The following is a 1876-nucleotide window of genomic DNA, read 5'->3' as shown; positions in this document are numbered from 1 at the left end:
CGCAGGCTCGCTCGGCGTGGGCTCGCCGGTGTTCCTGCGGCGCATCAAGGTCGGCCAGGTCGCCGCCTATGAGCTCGAACGCGACGGCCACGGTGTCTTGTTGCGGATCTTCGTGAACGCGCCCTACGACAGCTTCGTCGGCGTCAACACGCGCTTCTGGCATGCCAGCGGGTTCGGTCTGCGGCTCAGCGCGAGCGGCGCGACGCTGCGCACCCAGTCGCTCACGTCCATTCTTCTTGGGGGCATCGCCTTTGGTGCGCCGGACGAAGCCCGCGGACCGGCGGCCCCTGAGGGCGCAGCCTTCGCGCTGGCCGGCGACGAGTCGACTGCGATGAAAACTCAGGACGGCCCGGCGCAGACCCTGCTGCTGTACTTCAACCAGTCGCTGCGCGGCCTGTCGCCGGGCGCGGCGGTGGACTTTCGCGGTGTCGTGATCGGCGAGGTGAAGGCCATCGGCGCCGAGTTCGATCGAAGCCAGCGCGAGTTCCGCATGCCGGTGTTGGTTCGAATCTATCCGGGCCGCCTGCGCCCCGACATGGCAGAACCCGGCCATGGACCGGCGCGCGAACAGGAAGACGTCAAGCGCGTGCTGATCGGCAAGGGGCTGCGGGCGCAACTGCGCAGCGCAAACCTGCTGACCGGGCAGCTGTACGTGGCGCTCGACTTCTTCCCGAAGGCGCCGGCCGTCACGATCGATGTGACCAGGGAACCGCTCGAGCTGCCGACCATTCCCAACGGCCTCGATACGCTGCAGTCGCAGGTGGAAGAGATCGTGTCCAAGGTCAACAAAGCGCCCTTCGCGCAGATCGGCAACGACCTGCGCACCACGCTCGCGAGCCTCGACAAGACGCTGACCAGCGCCGAGCAACTGACGACGACGCTGAACAACGACGTAGCGCCGGAAGCCATCGCGGCGATGAAGGATGCGCGCAAGACTATGAGCGCGGTCGAACGCACGCTCGCGCAGGACTCGCCGCTGCAGCAGGACGCGCGACAGACGCTGCAGGAGCTCACGCGCACCGCCGCGTCGGTGCGCATGCTGACCGACTACCTCGAACGCCACCCCGAGTCGCTGCTGCGCGGCAAACCGGACGACAAGAAGTGAAACACCTCTCCAGCTTTCCGATTGCACACGCTGCCGTGCTCGCGCTTGTGGTTGGCGCCTTTCTGATCGACGGCCACGTGAACAGGACCGATCGCCGCTGCACGCTGGCGGCGCCGGATGTTCCGTCGGCGCCGTCTTCGACGCTTCTCGACGTCCAACGGAGAGCGCCGACGGCAAGGAGCGCCTGCTGATGAACATCCTGCTTCTCGGGGCTGAAAATCAAACGCGCAGCAAACTCGGCAGTGCGCTCTGGCGATCCGGCTTTGCAGTCGACGTGGCCGACCCCGGCGATGCCGAATTGCGGCTTTCCACCGGCAAACCGTACGCGTTGATTCTTCTCGACGTTGCACCACCAGAAGCAACCCAGGCGACGATAGGTTCGGTTCGGCGCATGACCAGCGCCCCCTTGCTGGTGCTGACCGGGCGAGGCCAGTTGGCGGACCGCGTCGAAGGACTTGCGCCGGGCGCCATCGAGTACCTGGCCGGGCCTTGCGCATGGACGATTTGCTGACGCGCGCCTGGGCGCTGACATCCCGCGATGAGAGTCCTGACGCCGCCTTGCTCCGCCTGGCGGACCTAGCCATCGACCGGAAGCGCGGCAAGGCAATTCGTCAAGGCATGGACCTCCGCCTCAGTGCCACGCTGTTCGAGCTTCTGGATGCGCTGATGGCACGCAGAGGCCAGGTGCTGTCGCGCGCCGAGCTGATCAAGGCCGTGTGGGGAGCGAGCACCGGCGAGCGGGACAACATGGTCACGGTCGGCATCCTCAGG

At 66.7% G+C, this 1876-nt stretch carries 4 protein-coding genes; all 4 read left to right on the top strand.

Annotated elements, in window-relative coordinates:
- Positions 1 to 1105 (top strand): PqiB family protein (locus tag ACSFA3_RS22415; RefSeq protein WP_435507696.1); only part of this gene is annotated, 1105 nt, incomplete at its 5' end.
- Positions 1102 to 1296: a hypothetical protein gene (locus tag ACSFA3_RS22410; RefSeq protein WP_435460542.1), complete on the top strand. Its 195-nt coding sequence runs from the start codon at positions 1102 to 1104 to the stop codon at positions 1294 to 1296. The genes ACSFA3_RS22415 and ACSFA3_RS22410, both read left to right, overlap by 4 nt.
- A complete protein-coding gene (locus ACSFA3_RS22405; protein WP_435460543.1) occupies positions 1296 to 1616 on the top strand; it encodes a response regulator in 321 nt (106 codons plus the stop codon). Before ACSFA3_RS22410 ends, ACSFA3_RS22405 begins: the two co-directional genes overlap by 1 nt.
- The coding region (locus tag ACSFA3_RS22400; protein ID WP_435507695.1) for a winged helix-turn-helix domain-containing protein at positions 1601 to 1876 on the top strand (276 nt) is incomplete at its 3' end. The genes ACSFA3_RS22405 and ACSFA3_RS22400, both read left to right, overlap by 16 nt.

Source organism: Variovorax glucosi (assembly GCF_051216695.1).
In the GTDB taxonomy this organism is placed as follows: domain Bacteria; phylum Pseudomonadota; class Gammaproteobacteria; order Burkholderiales; family Burkholderiaceae_C; genus Variovorax.
This window is presented reverse-complemented; position numbering and strand designations above follow the sequence as displayed.

Bases quoted from the DNA above. Each gene is read 5' to 3' on its own strand.
- ACSFA3_RS22405 (WP_435460543.1), top strand. From the start codon at position 1,296: ATGAACATCCTGCTTCTCGGGGCTGAAAATCAAACGCGCAGCAAACTC.